Source organism: Fibrobacter sp. (genome assembly GCA_024399065.1).
In the GTDB taxonomy this organism is placed as follows: Bacteria; Fibrobacterota; Fibrobacteria; order Fibrobacterales; family Fibrobacteraceae; genus Fibrobacter.
Genome location: JAKSIB010000002.1, coordinates 70,780 through 88,420, shown reverse-complemented (window position 1 = coordinate 88,420; position 17,641 = coordinate 70,780). Strand labels below are relative to the sequence as shown.

The following is a 17,641-nucleotide window of genomic DNA, read 5'->3' as shown; positions in this document are numbered from 1 at the left end:
AAGAGCTTCCTGGCCAGGTGATATAGGGTGTAACCTGTATCTTTGCAGCGTAGAGCACCACTTGGGAGAATGAGTGGTGGAAAATTTACCTTCTTCTTTGTATGAAAATGTTCGGTCCGTTCTTTCCGACGCTCGAAAACTAGTCCACAAAACTGTAAACTTTACAATGGTTCAGGCTTACTGGACTATCGGTAAACTTATTGTTGAGCATGAGCAAAATGGAGAGAAAAGAGCCGAATATGGTAAGGGTGTTCTTGAAAGTCTTGCCGCGCGGTTGACGCGAGAATTTGGCAGGGGGTATGATGCTAGTAATTTGCGGTATATGCGTTTGTTTTTTCAGAATTTTCCAATTCGTGACGCACTGCGTCACGAATTGCTGTGGACACATTATCGTCTACTCGTTAAGGTGAAAGACGAAACCGCGCGTATGTGGTACATGAATGAGGCCGCAAATGAAACCTGGTCTACACGTCAGCTGGACCGTCAAATTTCTGTTTTGTATTTCGAACGGCTCCTTTCAAGCCAAAATGTGGGTTCTGTAAAAAAGGAAGCTGCAGAAAAAATGAAGGAAATGCGACCGAATGAGTTCATACGCGATCCTTATGTTCTAGACTTTCTGAACCTCGGCGATTATCCCGCTATTCACGAAACCGATGTGGAGCAAGGCTTGATTGATCATCTGCAAAAGTTTTTATTGGAACTTGGAAAGGGCTTTTGTTTTGTAGCTCGTCAAAAACTTATGCGTTATGGAGATGAGGCTGTAGTTAAGTATTCTGTACTTAATGATGCTAAGCAGATGTTTGCTTCTAAATATCAGCTAAATCTGCCATCAATAGAGGATTTAGAGAAGGTTGTTAGAGAGAATCGTTATGAAATTGAGCGGAAAGCATTGTGTAAAGAATGCAAAGATGGTTGAAAAGCTTGGTCTTGTGTTATATTTGAGAATGATTATATGATGCGATTAGTTTATCCATTGGTCGCCAGCGCGCTGATTACTATTGCGCCTTTCTTGTTGACATTCGAGAAGGGGCAGGATATTGTGCGCGGTTTGTTTGGGTTTGAAGAGTTCGCATTGTTGTTGCTGTTTGCTTGGGTCAAGGGACTTGGCAAGAAATGGCGCTTTGTGCCGATGGCGGTAATTGCTGCGGTCATGTTGATTGTCGCGTTCATGGATTTTTCCAACTTGATGGCGATCAAGGGTTGGGATATGGGCTGGCGTGCTATTGTGCCGGTTGCCACTTGTGGCCTTGCCGTAGCCATGATGTGGAAGGTGCCTTCTTTTACTTTCCCTACGATCAACTTGATTTTGTTTGTTGCATTGGTTGCGCATTTGGCTGCCTATAATCAGTATGCGGCTCAGCCTTTGGTTCAGTTCCCGGTGATTGATTACTTGGATCGCACGGCTCCCAAGCCTGTGGAACAAAAGGTTCTGCCGGAATCTTTCAAGGCGAAGTTCTCTGTGGAAGATTCTGCCTTTGTTGCTCGCAGGTATGTGGACTCCACCCGCAGTAATGTTTTTGTTCTAGTGGAAAGCTGGGGCATCCCCATGGACAACGAACGCTTTGAGGCTGAGTTGTCTGTGTTCAGTGATGCGGACATTCCTGTGCAGGTGGGTGTGCATAGCCGCATGTATAGCCGCACTCGAACTGCCGAGCGCGAGAACTTGATTTATGAACTGAAGCGTGATTCGGCAACACGTCGTCGAGACACTTTGTTTATTCCTGCCCAGTTGGCTGCTGCTGGTTTTGATACTCGTTTCTTTGTGGCATCAGATAGTGCTGAGCAATGGCGATTCAAGTACGTCCGCAATGTTGGCTTTGATCATGTTGTGTGGGATAAGACCTTGAAGGATGGTGATATTGTGAAGATGCTGGATAGTGTTTTGACGGTGCCGTCGTCTTCGAGTGTCACCGCTCCCAGAGTTTTTGCGGCTTGGACCACCACGTCTACCAAGTTCCCCATCGAGGGTTTGACTGCTCCGGGTAGTGATGTTACCCAGGCTGCTTATAACATTCCTGTTGAAAAACTTGATTCCGCTTATACTGAACGGCTGATGGAAACTTTACGTCAAATTGCAGATTTGGCCCGTAAGCATCCGACTGTGCGTTTTGTGGTGGAAGGTGATCACGAACCTATTTTGTCGCCCTTGAAGTTCCAGGAACGTTTCTATAAACGCTGGACTCCCTATGTTGTTTTGAATTAAGGTGTGTATGAGAATTCCTTTTAACAAGCCGCCTTTTGTTGGATCTGAATTTGACTATGTTCGCGCCGCTGTGGAAAGTGGCCGTATTTGTGGCGATGGCCAATTCAACCAAAAATGCCATGCCTGGCTTAAGGAACATACGGGAACGGCCAAGGCTTTGCTCACAACCAGTTGCACCCATGCTTTGGAAATGGCTGCGCTCCTTTGCAATATCAAGCCTGGCGATGAAGTGATCATGCCGTCCTTTACCTTTGTGTCTACCGCCGATGCGTTCGCTATGCGCGGTGCCAAGTGTGTGTTTGTGGATATTCGTCCGGATACCATGAACTTGGACGAAAAGTTGATTGAGGCTGCTATTACGCCGAAGACACGAGCCATTGTGCCGGTGCATTACGCAGGTGTGGCTTGCGAAATGGATGAAATCAACGAGATTGCCAAACGCCATAATTTGTTTGTGGTGGAAGATGCGGCCCAGGGAATGATGGCCACTTACAAGGGGCGTTCCTTAGGTGCCTTGGGTGATTTTGGTTGCTACAGTTATCACGAAACCAAGAACTACAGCATGGGGGAGGGCGGAGCCCTTCTCATTCGCGACCCCAAGTTTGCAGACCATGCAGAAATCATTCGCGAAAAGGGAACCAACCGTTGTCAGTTCCATCGCGGTGAAGTGGATAAGTACACTTGGGTGGAACTGGGTTCCAGCTACTTGCCCAGCGAATTGAATGCTGCCTACTTGTATGCGGAATTGGAACAGGCCGATAAGATTTTTGATAACCGTATGGCCAGTTGGAATGCCTATAGGGAACGCTTGGCTGGGCTTGAACAGCGGGGCTTGATTCAGTTGCCCCAGGTGCCGGAACATTGCAAGCACAATGCCCACATGTTCTATATCAAGATGCCGGATTTGGATGGCCGCACCAAGATGATTGCCCATTTGGTGAAGAATGAAATTCTGGCAGTATTCCATTATGTTCCGCTCCATAATGCCCCCGCGGGCAAGCGCTTTGGCGAGTTCCGTGGTGAAGACAAGTTTACTACGGCAGAAAGCAATCGTTTGTTGCGTTTGCCCATGTTCTACGGGCTGCTTCAGGATGACCTGGACTTTGTCTGTGACAAGGTGGAAGAATTTTTCAAGTAGGTTGTGAACCTGCCGAGTGCTATGTTATGGAACAAAAACGTTTATTACTATTGGGTGGCAGTCACGCTGAAATTCCCTTAATCCAGGCGGCCCAAGAATTGGGCTACTTTGTGATTACCACGGGTAATGCTCGCGAAGGCCTTGGGCACCCTTATGCCGACAAGAATGTCTTCGCCGATTTTAGTGATAAAGACGCCATGCTTGAGTTGGCCCGTGCCGAGGGTGTTAGCGCCGTGTGCTCGGGTTGCAATGATTTCGCCTTGCTCAGTACGGTTTATGTTTGTGAAAAACTGGGCTTGCCTGGTCATGATAGTTTTGAAACCAGCTTGCAGATTCATCATAAGGATAAGTATCGCGCTCTTGCGGAAAGACTGCGTATTCCTACGCCTCGAGCAAGAGTGGTGCGAAGTGTAGATGAATTTAAGTCCGTCATTGGACTTGCTCCCAATTCCGGTTGCGCTGCCGTGTCTTTCGAACAAAAGAATTTCTGCCCACTGCAGTTTCCGCTGATTGTAAAACCTGTGGACTTGACCGGAGGCAAGGGCATCCATCGTGTGAATAACGTGGACGAAGCCTTGGCCGCTTACGCCGACGCAGTTTCCCGCACCCGCGAAGACCATGTGGTGGTTGAAGAATTTGTCATCGGGACGAATCACGGCTTTAGCTGTTTCTTGAAAGATGGCAAGGTGGCGTTCTACTTCGCAGACAATGAACAGTATTGTCTGAATAAGTACATGGTTAGTGGCGCCAACACGCCTAGCACCACAAGCGCCCGCGGGTTGCAACTTCTGGTGGAGTACAGCGAACGCATCGCTGCTCACTTGCATTTGGTGGATGGCATTCTGCACATTCAGTACATTGAACGTGACGATGGCATTCCTGTGATTATTGAAATCTGCCGCAGGCCTCCTGGAGATTTGTACATCAAGTTTGTGAAGTACGCCACCGGAGTAGATTATCCGTTGATGCTTGTAAAGGCTGAATGCGGATTGAGTACGGATGTCATTGCGAGCGTAGCGACGCAATCGAAGCAGGCTCTGCACAACGTTCCGAAGCCTTTCCTCCGCCACTGCGTTATGACCAACCGCACGGGCGTTGTTGATGGCGTTGATTTTGCCGATGAAATTCAGCAAAATATTGTTGAAAAGTTCATGTGGTACATGGTTGGTGAAGAAGTTGCCGATCCGATGTACTACAAGGCCGGCATAGTGTTTATGCTGTTCGATTCTGTAGAAGAAATGACTGAAAAAACAGCGAAGATGTCGGAATATATCAAGGTTCGCTTCAAATAAAAAAGATTATATTCAAATTATGCAGAAAAAGCCTTACAACATTGCTTTTATTGGCGGCGGAATCAATTCGGCCATTGGTGAAGTTCATAAAGCCGCAAGCCAGATGGATGGCTGCTTTAAGCTGGTGGCCGGTGCGTTCAGCACCCATGCCGATATCAATAAGCAGACTGCAGAAGTTTGGGGTGTTGCTCCCGAACGCGTCTATGATGACTATAAGCAGTTGCTGGCTGCTGAGAAAGGCAAGTTGGATGCTGTTGTTGTTTTGGCTCCTACCGATTATCACGAAGAAATTGTGGTGGCAGCGCTTAAGGCGGGGTTCGCTGTGATTTGTGAAAAGTCTCTGGCTACAAGTGTTGCCGAAGGCGAGTCCATTGCAAAAGTCGTTGCCGAAACCAAGGGCTTCTTCTGCACCACGTACAATTACACGGGCTATCCTATGGTCCGCGAATTGAAACAGTTGATTGAGGATGGCAAACTGGGTAAAATCCAGCAGGTACAGGTGGAAATGCCCCAGGAAGGTTTTCTTCGCCTGGGTGCGAATAATGAACCGCCTAAGCCTCAGGCCTGGCGCCTGAAGGATACGGTGATCCCGAAGATTTCCTTGGATTTGGGAAGCCATCTGCACAACATGATGTATTTCTTGACCGGCGAACGCCCCACCCGCATTGTGGCAGATGAAGCCACATTCGGTTTGTTCCCCCAGATTGTGGATAATGTAGGCGCTTTGGTTCAGTATACCAACAATGTGCGTGCTCAGATCTGGTTCAGCAAGACTGCTCTTGGTAACCGCAATGGCTTGCGCATCCGAGTTTTCGGTAGCGAAGGCAGTGCGGAATGGTTCCAGCTGGAGCCTGAAACCTTGAAGACTTGTGACCTTCATGGCCGCGTATGCCTGAGTGACCGTACCGGCGACGTGAAGATTGCAAACTTGCCCCGCTATAACCGCTTCAAGGCTGGCCACCCCGCTGGATTCATCGAGGCTTTTGCCAACTATTACCGCGACATCGCAGATTGCTTAACCGAGTTTCTTGAAAAAGGTTCCTTCAATAGCAAGTACGTTTGCGGAATCAAGACTTCCTTGGAAGGCCTCGCCATGATGGAAGCCGCTGCGGTTTCCGCCAAATCCCAGAAATGGGAAACTGTTTAACACCAGCGCATATTCCTCTGCAGTCTCCAATTTCGAGGTGCAAAAAAAAGGACGTCTCATAGAGACGTCCTTTTTCGTAATGGAGTTGCTGCGCCTAGGCGCAGCTTTTGCCGTGCGGATTACTTCTTGGCGGGAGCGGCCTTGGGGGCGTCCTGCTTGAAGCCGCCCTTTGCAGGTTCTGCAGCGGGCTTTGCTTCGGCCTTGGGAGCTTCAGCCTTCGGGGCTTCCTTTGCGGGAGCGGCCGGTGCTGCTGCTTCTGCCTTGGGAGCTTCTGCCTTAGCGGGTGTTGCTGCAGGTGCCGGAGCTGCTGCGGTCGCCGGAGCTGCTGCAGGAGCCGGAGCTACCTGGGTTTCAGCCTTGGGGGCTGCAGCCTGTGCTGCAGCTGCTTCAGCAGCCGGAGCTTCAGCCTTCTTCTTCGGCTTCTTTACGTGAGGTGCAAATTCAACGCGGTTGTTCTTCGGGTTGGTCTTTGCCTTACGGCCCTTCTTGTCCATCTTGGGCTGGACCAGGAGCTGGGTGTCGCCGAAGCCTGCTGCACGGACGTACTTGGAGGGAACGCCCTTGCCTACGAGGTAGTCAACCACAGCCTGTGCGCGGAGCACGGACATTTCCTGGTTGTCTTCTGCAGTCTTCTTTTCGTCGCAGTGACCCTGGATTTCGATGCGGAGGTTCGGGCGAGCGATCATCAACTTGGCAATCTTGTCCATTGCCTTGTTGGACTTCTTGTTGATCTTGGCGGTACCCTTCTTGAAGGTGATCTGGCTCTTGAGCTTGTCAAGGTCTTCGTCCTTGTTGGTGGGGCAGCCCTTGTCGTCAACGTTTACGTCACTCAAGGTATGCAAGCACTTGTCGAGAGCATCAACAATGCCGTCTTCGTCTTCGTCGAATTCGCAACCTTCTTCGTCAACCGGAGCACCAGCATGAGATTCCGGGCACTTGTCCTTAGAATCAGTTACGCCGTCGTTGTCGGTATCAACTTCACAACCATCGGCACCGACCTTGAGGCCAGGCTGGGTATCCGGGCACTTGTCCACCATGTTGGGAACGCCGTCCTTGTCGTCGTCGCCGGAGAGTCTTGCGAGAGAATCCATCTGAGCCTTGTTCTTGGCAGCTTCGTTGGCGATGGAATCCATCTTGGCCTTGTCCTGGGCTGCTGCTGCTGCGATGGAGTCTGCCTTGGCCTTGTCCTGGGCTGCTGCTGCTGCGATGGAATCCATCTTGGCCTGGTTCTTTGCGATTTCTGCAGAGTCAACGATCTTGAGTGTGTCGACGCGGGTCAGGGTGTCAACCTTGGAGATGGTGTCAACCTTGGCGATAGTATCGACCTTGGAAACAGAAACGGTATCGACCTTGTTGACGGTGTCGATCTTGGAAACGGTAATGGTGTCGGCCTTCATGTTACGCATGATGGAGTCGACCTTTGCCTTGGCCAGGATTTCGGAACGGACGCGGACCAGGGAGTCCACATTGATGCCGTTGATGCGTTCGTCGCCACCGAAGCGCCAGGTGAGGGCTGCGGATGCTGCGAAGAGCGGGTTGGCAGAGTAGCGGTACTTGTTTTCGCGGTCCTGGTCGTCGATCTTGGTGATGATGAAGTCTTCACCGTAATCCATTTCCTTCTTCCAGTCGAAGCCGATGTTTCTAAACATACGCGGAGCCATTTCGATGCCGAGGGCCAGGTCCATGTTGTCGTTCATGTGGAAACGGACACCCGGGGTAATGGTCATAGGATCCATGATCGGTTCGATGTAGTACGGGTCGCTATCAAGACGCATTTCGCCGGAGAATTCCAGGAAGAAGTCAAGAGCGCGGAACGGAACCACGTTCACACCGGTGCTGTAAAGCAAGGAACTGGACGGATTTTCGTCGAAGGAGTGGAGGTAGCTGATCTGACCATTCCAACGGACGGGGATGTTGAAGCGGGTGAAGTCCAGGCTGAATACCAGACCGCCAGCCAAGGCTGCGTAGCCGGAACTGTAGGCCATGGTCTTCTTGTCCAGGTACCAGGAGTGACGGGGGCGCATACCCACTTCTTCGTCACCGGTCGGCACATAGAATTGGACCAACAATGCGGAGGTGAAGATGGACTTGTTGCCACCGAGGAAGCGGAGCTTGCCCCAGAGGTCGATATCACCGATGCCGACACCTGCCAGGGAGCTGTTGCCGATGTAGTTCTGGTTATCGGTACCGGAGTCGAAGTGGATGGGGAAGTTGATACCTGCATCCAACCAGTTGGTAAGACCGATAGCAAAGTTTGCACCAATGTCTGCGGAGTAGCCGGTTTCGTTCAAGCCGATGGTCTGGCCTTCGTCGCCGGTCATGACGCCGCCGCCTGCAAGAGACCAGGAGTCTGCGGATGCCATGGCTCCGACACCGAAGGATACGTGCCACTGACCGAGGGTATGGGCGTCGATCTGGTGCATACCGTCACGACCACCGCCCATGCCATTCTGTGCGAAAGCGGAACCTGCGGCCATCAATGTGGCCAGCGCGATTGCTGCTCCCTTCTTGAAGGTTTTGTTTGTTTTCTTCATAATCCACCTATAGGTTTTATTACAAAATCTTTACGAAGATAGATATTCGGCGGAGGAAATGGCTAGACCAATCCCTAATTTGTACTAAAATGACCCCTTTTTTATTGGATTTAGTGTAAAAATGGGCAGTGTGTTTGTTATTATTTAGCTATATGAAGAATATTGTTATTACTGGCGGTGCAGGCTTTATCGGAAGCCATGTGGTACGTCTTTTTGTGAACAAGTACCCGGAATACAACATTATTAACTTGGATAAGTTGACCTATGCAGGCAACTTGGCCAACCTGAAGGATATCGAAGACAAACCCAACTACAAGTTCGTGAAGATGGACATCTGCGACTTCGACGCCTTCTACAAGCTCATGCAGGACGAAAAGATCGACGGTATCATCCATCTGGCTGCCGAAAGCCATGTGGACCGTTCCATCAAGGATCCGTTCACCTTCGCTCGCACCAATGTGATGGGCACCTTGAGCCTGCTCCAGGCTGCAAAGCTCTACTGGGAATCCTTGCCCGAAAAGTACGAAGGCAAGCGCTTCTACCATATTTCTACCGACGAAGTCTATGGCGCTCTGACCATGAACCATCCGGAAGGTATCGAGCCGCCGTTCACCACCACGGCCTCCAGCTCCGAGCATCACCTGGCCTACGGCGACGACTTCTTCTACGAGACTACAAAGTATACTCCGCATAGCCCGTACTCTGCAAGTAAGGCTGGTTCCGACCATTTCGTTCGCGCCTTCCACGACACCTACGGCATGCCCACCATCGTGACCAACTGCTCCAATAACTACGGCCCCTACCAGTTCCCGGAAAAGTTGATCCCGCTGTTTATTAATAATATCCGCCACAAGAAGCCGCTGCCGGTTTACGGCAAGGGCGAGAACGTTCGCGACTGGCTCTTTGTTGAAGACCACGCCCGCGCTATCGACGTCATCTTCCATAACGGTAAGATTGCTGAGACTTATAATATTGGTGGCTTCAATGAATGGAAGAACATCGATATTATCAAGGTGGTGATCAAGACCGTGGATAAGCTCCTGGGCCGCGCCGAAAACGAGGACCTGGATTTGATCACCTACGTTACCGACCGCCTGGGCCACGACGCCCGCTACGCCATCGACAGCACCAAGCTGCAGAAGGAACTTGGCTGGGAACCGTCCCTGCAGTTCGAGGAAGGTATCGAAAAGACGGTGCGCTGGTACCTGGACAATCAGGAATGGCTAGATAATATTACTAGCGGCGATTACGCCCAGTACTACGAAAATATGTACAAGAATCGCTAACCTGTTGTGAAGCAACGAGTTATGGAGTTGAAACCCCGACGGCCTGTCGGGGTCTTTTTTTATGGAAATTATTTTTGACACTTTGCTGTCATTTTTATGACATAATTAATTGTTATATTCCCTCAGTACCCACCCCGGGTGGGGTACATTTGTTGTTCACCAGGGCTTTAAGACCCTATAAAATTGGAATTAGAATTATGGACTTTTCTGCAATTATTGCTGAAGAACTGAACATTGAAGTGTGGCGCGTTTCCAAGGCTTTGGAACTGATGGACCAGGGTGGTACCATCCCCTTTATCGCTCGTTACCGTAAGGACCAGACCGGTACCTTGAACGAAATCGAACTCCGCGATATCAGCCACCGTCGTGACTATTTGCAGGAATTGACCGATCGTAAGGAAACGATCCTCAAGAGCATTGAAGAACAGGGCAAGCTTACTCCGGAACTGAAGGCTCAGATCGAAGCCTGCAAGGACAAGACCGCCCTCGAAGATATTTACGCACCCTACAAGCCCAAGAAGCGTACCCGCGCCACCATCGCCAAGGAACTTGGCCTGGAACCTCTCGCACGCCTCATGTGGGAACAGGAAGAAACCGGCAACACTGCAGAACAGATCGCCCTTATCTACCTCTCCGAAGAAAAGGGCCTGGCCGATCCCAAGGCTGCTCTCAAGGGCGCTTGCGACATTCTGGCCGAAGAAGTGGCTGACAACGCTCAGTTCCGTCAGTACCTCCGTACCCAGATCGAAAAGCAGGGCGTTATGGTTTCCAAGGTCAAGAAGGACTTTGAAAAGGAAGAAACCAAGTTCAAGGACTACTACGACTTTAGCGAACCTGTTTCCAAGATTCCCAGCCACCGTATGCTGGCTCTCCGCCGTGGTGAAAAGGAAAAGGTCCTCCGCCTCACTATTGAAGTTCCCAACGAAGAACTGGTGGGCTACCTCAAGGCTAATATTATTAAGGGCAAGACTACTTGGACCCCGTATCTTGAAGCTATGTGCCAGGATGCTTGGGAACGTTTGCTCCAGCCCAGCATGGAAAGTGAAGTCCGTTTGCTCCTCAAGGATGCTGCCGAAGAAGAAGCTTTCAAGGTGTTCAGCAAGAACCTCCAGGACGTTTTGCTGGCAGCTCCCGCAGGCCACAAGGCTGTTCTTGCCCTCGACCCGGGCTTCCGTACTGGTTGTAAGGTTGCTGTGCTTGATGAAAACGGTAAGTTCATGGACCACGGCATTATCAAACCTCACGAACCGTGGAACGACAAGGCTGCTTCCGCAGTTTACCTGATGCAGCTTATTGACAAGTATAAGATTGACTTGATCGCTATTGGTAACGGTACCGCCAGCCGCGAAACCGACGCTTTCTGCTCCGAAATGGCTGCAAAGTTCAAGGGCAAGGTTCCTCCCCGCGTTATCGTTTCCGAAGCTGGCGCATCCGTTTACAGCGCAAGCATGATCGCTATTCAGGAATTCCCCAAGGAAGACGTGACTACCCGTGGCGCTATTTCCATCGGCCGTCGCTTGCAGGACCCGCTGGCAGAACTTGTGAAGGTTGATCCCCAGTCCATTGGCGTGGGCCAGTACCAGCACGACGTGAACCAGCGCGAACTCAAGAAGCGCTTGGACGAAGTGGTGGAAAGCTGCGTGAACAAGGTGGGCGTGGACGTGAACAGCGCCAGCGCACCGCTCCTTTCCCATGTGGCAGGTTTGAGCAACACCCTTTCCGAAGCTATCGTCAAGCATCGTGAAGAAAACGGTGCCTACGCCAGCCGCGAAGACTTGAAGAAGGTGAAGGGCTTCGGCCCCAAGGCTTTCGAACAGGCCGCTGGCTTCATGCGTATCCCGGGTGCAGAAAACCCGCTGGACGACTCTGCCGTCCATCCTGAAAACTATGCCCTCGTCGAAAAGATGGCTGCCAAGGTTGGCGTGTCTGTCAAGGAAATGGTGGGTAACGCTGAAGCCGTCAAGGGCATCAAGCTGGACGAATTCCTTTCCGACGAAGTGGGTAAGGAAACCTTGCAGGATATCCTCAGCGAACTTCAGAAGCCCAGCCGCGACCCCCGTAAGGAATTCCGTTACGCAAAGTTCGACGACAAGATCCAAACCATCAACGACCTCATTACCGGTAGCTGGATGGAAGGTGTCGTCACCAACGTTGCTAACTTCGGTGCCTTCGTGGACATCGGTGTCCATCAGGATGGCCTCGTACACGTTTCTGAAATCAGCGACAAGTTCGTTGAAGATGCAAAGACTGTCCTTACCGTGGGCGACATCGTGAAGGTCCGCGTGATGGCTGTGGATGCTGGCCAGAAGCGCATTAGCCTCTCCATGAAGACCGAACAGGTGGACGGTGTGGCAGGTGCAGGTGCCAGCGGTCCTCGCGGTCAGCGTGTTGGCGGCCCCCGCGGCCAGGGCAATGGCGGTCGTGGCGGTTTCGGCGGTCGCGACAACGGCCAGAACCGTGGTTCCCTCCAGGGTCATGCAACTATCGCTGATCTCAAGGCCCAGATTGCAGGCAAGAACAACAACCAGGCAAAGAAGCCGGGGAACGCTCAGCCTGCCAAGATGAGTGCCCTCCTCAAGGGCCTCGCCAAGGGCATGCGCTAATTTCCGCGCTTGTTAGCGTGCGGAAATTTATGCCGCAATTTTAAAAGGCCTGGGTTTGCACCCAGGTCTTTTTCTGTATACAGGAATTCTTGTATACAGAGCCGAGGGTGGGCGAGGCTTAAAAGCGAGGTTTATAAGAGAGGCTCAAAAGTGAACCCCGTCACGTTTAAAAATTGCATATGCAAAACAATCTTGAAGTTCTTGTAAACACTACTTATATTTTGCGCCGGTGAATGGATGTGTTGGCGTGAAGATGCGAACACAAATCGAGTGGACGGGATAATGAAAGTACGTGTAAAGAAATGCGCTTATGTTCTTGCCTTGTGCATGGGCATTGTTTCCGCAACACTGATCGCCTGTGGCAATGATCCTCTTGAAAGTAAGCCTAAGCAGAAGGCTACGTCGGCTCCCGCCGCCTTTACGGAACAGCGCAAGATTGCAGCCGCCAACACCAATGACGATTTTGCCGGTGGTGTGGTTCTTCCGAAGTCCGACGAAGTGACTTTGCACGGTAAGGAAGTTACCGGTGGCCTTCCCGCTGTCATGACCTTCCTGGATGAACGTCAGACTGGCCTCAACTACATCTACAAGAAATTCAGTGCCTTGAAGCCTGGCTTTGAAGGCGAAATGACTCTGGATATTACCGTGGACGTGTGCGGTGACGTGAAGAACATTACCGAAATTTCCTCCACTACGAACTATCCCCAGTTCAATACCGAAATCAGAAATTCCCTCGCAAAGCAGAAGTACCCGAAGACCGATCAGGGCCATTACACCATTTCCCTGTCCCTGACTTTTGTGAAGGATTTGAATCCCCAGGCCGAAACCGCCCAGGCTGATTCCGTCAAGGATGAATCCGCTGCAGGAGTTCAGCCCAAGGGTCCCCACATTGTTCTGCCTGCAAAGAAGGATGTGATTGTCCAGGGAAAGATCGCTGGTGGCGCCTCCTCCTTGCTGAAGTTCCTCGACAAGCAATCCAACTTGATCAACAATATTTATAACAGAGCTTTGAAATCCGATTCTACCATTGCCGGCAAGCTGACCTTGAATGTGACGGTGGACCCGGGTGGAGATATTTTCAGGATTTTCGTGGATGCAACGACTACAGGCTCCGCATCCTTCGACCTGAAGCTCAAGAATTCCATTGCCCGCTGGAAATTCCCGGATTCCGAGCAGGGCCGTTACACGGTGATTTTCCCGCTGACATTTGTCCAGAAGTAAAAACTTTCTTCCAATCATTAGCCCTTCGGCCCAAAGCCGGAGGGTATTTTTCGTTTATGGGAGTTTTTGTCCCAAATGTGGCCGTAAAAAGCTCTTTTTGTGTAAAAATTTTGTTGACATTCCTCACAACGCCCTTAAAACCTGTTCTTTATGGTTGCTAGGTGTGTAAAAATTATTTATTTTGGTAGGTATGAGTGCTGCGTTAGAACATTTGTACGATTACGATGACTTCCGCAAGTTCCTCCAGGATTACTTTGAGGAACAGAAGAAGATTAGGGCTGTGTTCAGCCATCGTTTTTTTGCTGCGAAGGCCGGATTCAGTAGTTCCTCCTATTGCCTGAATGTGATTCGAGGCCGTTTCAACTTAACGCAGAAGTCTATTGAAAAGCTTGCCAGGGCCATGGAATTCGAGCCCTTGCAGAAGTCCTATTTCGAAGCCCTGGTGCAGTACAACCAGGCCCAGCAGGTGAATGAACGCGAAAACGCCTGGGGTCAGATTGTCCAGATCCGTAAGCAGATCGAATTTACACACCTGGGCGCCAGGGAACAGCTTTATTTCTCCAAGTGGTACTATCCCATTATTCGTGAACTTGCCGTAAGTTCTGACTGGAATGGGGACTACATGGTGCTTGCACGTTCCCTTGACCCGCAGATCACTACAGAAGAAGCTCGCGAAGCTGTGAAGAACCTGGTGGAATGGGGCCTGATCCGCGAAATTCCCAATGACGAAGCCGCAGGTGGCAATCCCGCGGCCGTCCGTTACGAAGAAACCTCCCAGATGCTGGATGCTTCTGCGATTCCGCCCATGGCTCTCCGCCAGATCCGCCGTGAATATGTGCAGCATGCAATCGGGGCTGTGGAAAATAAATCGAAAACCGAACGCTTTGCCGCGTTTACAACTCTTGCTATCAGCGAAAGTTCGTATAATTATGCTGTTGAAGTTTTGGAAGAGGCTCGCAAGAAGATTATCGCACGAGCTGCCAACGATTCCAATGTTGAACGAGTTTACGAATTGATGATGGTTGCATTCCCCATGAGCAAGAAATTTTCAAAGGAGGCTGAAAAATGATTTCCTTTAGAAAGTTGATTTCTTTGGGCGGCGCCCTGTCTGTGATGACTGTTGGTTTCGCCGGCTTGACCGCCTGTTCTGAAAATGAAAAGCAGATTGGCGGTGGTGTTACCGATATTGGAAATTCCGTGGCCTACGAAGGTGTGGTTGTGGACGCTTCCGGTGCCGCAGTTCCCAGTGCCCGCGTTGTGGCCTACTACGATAGCTGGGACCAGGAAGGTATCAAGGATTCTGTGGTTACCGAAGCCAACGCCAAGGGTGAATACGAGCTTAAGGTAAAGGAAAACGAAAAGGTCGTGCTGTTCGCCTCCGCTGGTGAAGAATGTGGCCTTTCCTCTGCAGAACTTGATAAGTCCAACAAGATTTCCATTGGCAAGCGTACCATGTACTCCAGCCACATTGCTGGCAGAAATACTGGTAGCATGCGTGTTGTCGGTGTGGCTGATAGCGCATCCATCAAGCTGGATGGCGACGGCTACTTCATCTTCTACAACATGCCGCCGGGAGACATTACCCTAGCCTATACCGACGACGCCGACAGCGTGGAAGTCAATGCCCGTGTGGAATTCACCACGCTCGGTCCCAAGCAGATTTATGTGTTGCCGGAACTTGGCTTTGTCTATGGCGATGACAGTTGGCTCGCTGTTCAGGACTTCCGCTACTATGTGGATGAAGGTTATGATGACATCCAGATTCATAACCCGAAGTCTGAACACTGGACTCCGATTACGGAAATCCCGACGTTGTCCCAGGATGATTCCGCCTCTTCCCAGGTGGTGACGGTTTCTGTGCCGCAGAATGTTGGATACCTGGGTGGATTCCTGTTCCCCGTGAAGGTGGATCCCAAGAAATTCCCCTCGGATGTGAATACAAAACACATTGCTGTGATTGACGTGGATAACGGCGTGCAATTCCCCCTTGAAATAGATTACTGGACTGATTCCGAGGCTTTGCTTTGGGTTCGCGTGGCCGGTGTGGATAGCGGTGTTACGGAATTGAATTTCAAGATCTTTGAAAACAAAGAATTTGCAAAGCTTATGAATGTTCCGTTTAGCGAAGGTCAGCGTCAGGATGGCGCCTTGTCCAGGCTTCATTTCAATGGTGATGCAAAGGTTCTTAACAAAGACAAGTCTGTAGCAAAGTCTGTTGCTGATTCTGCTGGTCTGCTGGGTAAGGGCATTTCCTTGAATCCGGGTCAGTATATGAGCATCGATTCTGTCGATGTTACTTTCGGCCAGTTCTCCATGTCCTTCTGGACAAAGTGGAACGGCCCCAATGGAAAGCGTCAGGTACTTGCTTCTGAACGTGGTGATTCCACCTATAAGTTTCAGTGGCGTTACGACGAAGGCAAGTTCAGCTTGATGAAGGGTGCTCCCAGTTCCATGGAAGTCTTTGATCTCGCTGACTCCACGGTGTTGCCTGTGGGTGAATGGGCTCATGTTGCCCTGGTTTCCTGGATGGGTAACTATACCATGTATGTGAATGGAAAACCGGTGGGTGAACCTGTCTCCTTCAGTTCCCCGATTTACCTTGGCTCAATGATGTCTCCGGTCCGTATTGGCGGTAGCGGGAACGAAGTGGATACCTGGGATGGTGCCTTGGACGAATTCCGTATCGAAATGGCCCCGCGTACCGCAGACTGGATCCGTGCCGTGTACGAAGTTCAGAAGGCCGCAGCCGAATAATTTCCCGAACGTCACCCTGGAGGCATGAAATGCCGATAGGGCCCAGAACGAAAATTTTGGATAAAATAAAAAAGACCGCCCCGAAGGACGGTCTCTTTAAATTTTCAAAAGCTATAAAAAAGATTATGCTTCTGAACGCCTACGGCGTTAATCGCTGCGCCTCGGCTATAAAAAAAGTCCCCGAATGGGGACCTTTTTTGCAGCACTCGGCTTGCAGATTACTCGAATTTGATCACACCAGCCGGGCAGTTGCCAGCAGCGTCCTTGATGTCTGCTTCGTAAGCAGAGAAATCAACGCCTTCCTTAACCTGCATCTTTTCAGGAACGGAGAAGACAGCGTCGCAAGTAGCTTCGCAAGCACCGCAAGAAACGCATTCGTCGGAAGATTCGTCGAGCCAAACCTTAGTAATTGCCATTTTTATACCTCTTTTGGGTTAGTTATACTTCTGTATGCTTTAAATATAACAAAATGCATTGAGAACGCACAATGTTTTTCTAAATTTTCGTCCACGAAACAATGGCAAGCGGAGCTTAAACCATCTCCGCCTGCGTAACCTAGTGAGGACATCACAGAAAATGAAAAAAGTGGTTGTAAAAATTGGTGGCAGCTTGGCAATCGACGAAGCTAAGTTGGCCGATTTTGTGGCAGCAGTTTCCAAGCTTCCGGCTATGGGCTGCCAGGTCGCCGTGGTTCACGGTGGTGGCAAGGACATTAACGAAAATATCGCCCTGCTGCGAGAACAGCCCACTTTTATCGATGGCCTCCGAGTGACTACACCCGGCATTATGAAGATGGTGGAAATGACCCTTTCCGGTCACGTGAACAAGAAGCTTGTCCGCATGCTCCTGAACAACGGCGTGAACTCCATCGGTCTTTCCGGCGTGGACGGCAAGTTGTTTGAAGTTGTGAAGAAGCAGGGCAAGGTTGACCTTGGTCTGGTGGGCGAAGTAAAGACGGTCAATCCGAAGATTGTGGAAGACCTCTGGGCCGCCGGCTGGGTTCCTGTTGTTAGCCCCATTTCCTATGGTCCTGACGAAAACGGCAACGGCGTCAGCTGGAACGTGAATGCAGACACCGCCGCAAGCGAACTGGCTGTGGCACTGCAGGCTGACCAGTTCGTGCTGGTGAGCGATGTGCCGGGCGTTATGGACGGCGAAAAGAATGTGATTCCTGAACTTTCTGAAGGTGATGCCGAAAAGCTCATTGAAGAAGGCGTTATCAGCGGTGGTATGATTCCTAAGGTCCGCGAAAGCTTCAAGTCTATCCGACGAGGACTGAAGAGCATCCATATCGTGGGCTGGAAGGACGCTGAATCCTTCATCAAGCAAATTAACGGCGAACACAACTACGGCACTATTCAGTGCTAGAAGTGATTAGTAAACAGTGGTTAGTAATCAGTGAAAATAAGGCGGCTGCGCCGCGATTATAAAACTAACCACTAACCACCAATCACTAACCACTA

Annotated in this window: 13 protein-coding genes; 11 read left to right on the top strand and 2 right to left on the bottom strand. The window is 50.6% G+C overall.

What is annotated here, in order from left to right:
- Positions 1-76 precede the first annotated feature (76 nt).
- Genes MJZ25_01515 through MJZ25_01495 form a run of 5 tightly spaced genes read left to right on the top strand, consistent with a single transcriptional unit; the run spans position 77 to position 5,780 of the window.
- Positions 77-916 carry a PDDEXK nuclease domain-containing protein gene (locus MJZ25_01515; GenBank protein MCQ2122841.1) on the top strand — a complete coding sequence of 280 codons (840 nt, stop codon included), beginning with the start codon at positions 77-79 and terminating at the stop codon, positions 914-916.
- A 36-nt stretch (positions 917-952) separates the two neighbouring features.
- Positions 953-2,203, top strand: a complete 1,251-nt coding sequence (locus tag MJZ25_01510; GenBank protein ID MCQ2122840.1) for a hypothetical protein — start codon at positions 953-955, stop codon at positions 2,201-2,203.
- 7 nt (positions 2,204-2,210) lie between these two features.
- Positions 2,211-3,341 (top strand): dTDP-4-amino-4,6-dideoxygalactose transaminase, encoded by a 1,131-nt coding sequence (gene rffA, locus MJZ25_01505; GenBank protein MCQ2122839.1) that lies wholly within the window; start codon positions 2,211-2,213, stop codon positions 3,339-3,341.
- A gap of 26 nt (positions 3,342-3,367) precedes the next feature.
- Positions 3,368-4,633 carry an ATP-grasp domain-containing protein gene (locus MJZ25_01500; protein ID MCQ2122838.1) on the top strand — a complete coding sequence of 422 codons (1,266 nt, stop codon included), beginning with the start codon at positions 3,368-3,370 and terminating at the stop codon, positions 4,631-4,633.
- A gap of 19 nt (positions 4,634-4,652) precedes the next feature.
- Positions 4,653-5,780: a Gfo/Idh/MocA family oxidoreductase gene (locus tag MJZ25_01495; protein MCQ2122837.1), complete on the top strand. Its 1,128-nt coding sequence runs from the start codon at positions 4,653-4,655 to the stop codon at positions 5,778-5,780.
- A 119-nt stretch (positions 5,781-5,899) separates the two neighbouring features.
- Here the strand turns inward: MJZ25_01495 and MJZ25_01490 are convergent, their stop codons facing one another.
- The gene (locus MJZ25_01490) at positions 5,900-8,314 is read right to left on the bottom strand and encodes an OmpA family protein (GenBank protein ID MCQ2122836.1); all 2,415 of its coding nucleotides are present in this window, start codon (positions 8,312-8,314) and stop codon (positions 5,900-5,902) included.
- A 152-nt stretch (positions 8,315-8,466) separates the two neighbouring features.
- Between MJZ25_01490 and MJZ25_01485 the strand changes: the two genes are divergently transcribed.
- The 5 genes from MJZ25_01485 (at position 8,467) to MJZ25_01465 (ending at position 16,178) form a co-directional block, all read left to right on the top strand.
- On the top strand, positions 8,467-9,600 hold the full coding sequence (locus tag MJZ25_01485) for a dTDP-glucose 4,6-dehydratase (protein ID MCQ2122835.1): 1,134 nt from the start codon (positions 8,467-8,469) through the stop codon (positions 9,598-9,600).
- Between the two features lie 197 nt (positions 9,601-9,797).
- Positions 9,798-12,203 carry an RNA-binding transcriptional accessory protein gene (locus MJZ25_01480; protein MCQ2122834.1) on the top strand — a complete coding sequence of 802 codons (2,406 nt, stop codon included), beginning with the start codon at positions 9,798-9,800 and terminating at the stop codon, positions 12,201-12,203.
- Between the two features lie 282 nt (positions 12,204-12,485).
- Positions 12,486-13,424 carry an AgmX/PglI C-terminal domain-containing protein gene (locus MJZ25_01475; GenBank protein ID MCQ2122833.1) on the top strand — a complete coding sequence of 313 codons (939 nt, stop codon included), beginning with the start codon at positions 12,486-12,488 and terminating at the stop codon, positions 13,422-13,424.
- A gap of 190 nt (positions 13,425-13,614) precedes the next feature.
- Entirely contained in the window at positions 13,615-14,493 is an 879-nt protein-coding gene (locus MJZ25_01470; GenBank protein MCQ2122832.1) for a TIGR02147 family protein, read from the top strand.
- Positions 14,490-16,178, top strand: a complete 1,689-nt coding sequence (locus MJZ25_01465; protein ID MCQ2122831.1) for a hypothetical protein — start codon at positions 14,490-14,492, stop codon at positions 16,176-16,178. Before MJZ25_01470 ends, MJZ25_01465 begins: the two co-directional genes overlap by 4 nt.
- Before the next feature lie 218 nt (positions 16,179-16,396).
- Here the strand turns inward: MJZ25_01465 and MJZ25_01460 are convergent, their stop codons facing one another.
- A complete protein-coding gene (locus MJZ25_01460) occupies positions 16,397-16,594 on the bottom strand; it encodes a ferredoxin (GenBank protein ID MCQ2122830.1) in 198 nt (65 codons plus the stop codon).
- Positions 16,595-16,754: 160 nt separating this feature from the next.
- Here MJZ25_01460 and argB point away from each other — a divergent pair, with 160 nt between their 5' ends.
- Complete coding sequence (gene argB / locus MJZ25_01455; GenBank protein ID MCQ2122829.1) at positions 16,755-17,546, top strand: acetylglutamate kinase; 792 nt, start codon at positions 16,755-16,757, stop codon at positions 17,544-17,546.
- Positions 17,547-17,641: the final 95 nt, after the last annotated feature.

Coding starts and splice junctions, on each gene's coding strand:
- MJZ25_01470 (MCQ2122832.1), top strand. CDS start 13,615: ATGAGTGCTGCGTTAGAACATTTGTACGATTACGATGACTTCCGCAAG.
- MJZ25_01465 (MCQ2122831.1), top strand. CDS start 14,490: ATGATTTCCTTTAGAAAGTTGATTTCTTTGGGCGGCGCCCTGTCTGTG.
- argB (MCQ2122829.1), top strand. CDS start 16,755: ATGAAAAAAGTGGTTGTAAAAATTGGTGGCAGCTTGGCAATCGACGAA.
- MJZ25_01495 (MCQ2122837.1), top strand. CDS start 4,653: ATGCAGAAAAAGCCTTACAACATTGCTTTTATTGGCGGCGGAATCAAT.
- MJZ25_01480 (MCQ2122834.1), top strand. CDS start 9,798: ATGGACTTTTCTGCAATTATTGCTGAAGAACTGAACATTGAAGTGTGG.
- MJZ25_01460 (MCQ2122830.1), bottom strand. CDS start 16,594: ATGGCAATTACTAAGGTTTGGCTCGACGAATCTTCCGACGAATGCGTT.
- MJZ25_01485 (MCQ2122835.1), top strand. CDS start 8,467: ATGAAGAATATTGTTATTACTGGCGGTGCAGGCTTTATCGGAAGCCAT.
- MJZ25_01475 (MCQ2122833.1), top strand. CDS start 12,486: ATGAAAGTACGTGTAAAGAAATGCGCTTATGTTCTTGCCTTGTGCATG.
- MJZ25_01500 (MCQ2122838.1), top strand. CDS start 3,368: ATGGAACAAAAACGTTTATTACTATTGGGTGGCAGTCACGCTGAAATT.
- rffA (MCQ2122839.1), top strand. CDS start 2,211: ATGAGAATTCCTTTTAACAAGCCGCCTTTTGTTGGATCTGAATTTGAC.
- MJZ25_01510 (MCQ2122840.1), top strand. CDS start 953: ATGATGCGATTAGTTTATCCATTGGTCGCCAGCGCGCTGATTACTATT.
- MJZ25_01490 (MCQ2122836.1), bottom strand. CDS start 8,314: ATGAAGAAAACAAACAAAACCTTCAAGAAGGGAGCAGCAATCGCGCTG.